This window comes from Telluria sp. AZSoR62 (assembly GCF_058111565.1).
Window position 1 is genome coordinate 1 of the sequence record NZ_JBYTST010000615.1, and the last position, 235, is coordinate 235.

Here is a 235-nt window from a genome sequence, read left to right on the forward strand (position 1 = left end):
TGGCCGTAACCGCATATGCCAAAGCCCTTGAATGCGTTCGCGATGCTGATAACGAGCTCAGTATCGCTAAACTGAAGAGCCTATTTTCAGGTCTGGCTGGTGCGATGTGCATGCTTGGCAGCGGTCGCTTAGGGGAAGTCTTCAACAGCTATGCTCCTGACCTGGTCCTTGACAAAGCGATCGCCGAAAACAAGATTGTTTATATTGCCTCTCCGTACATAGGAAAGGGCAGTTC

1 pseudogene is annotated in these 235 nt (G+C 50.6%); it reads left to right on the forward strand.

Going from position 1 to position 235, the window contains the following annotated elements:
- Nucleotides 1-235 (forward strand): annotated as a pseudogene (locus AC3XQU_RS24935) (hypothetical protein); the annotation flags it as partial.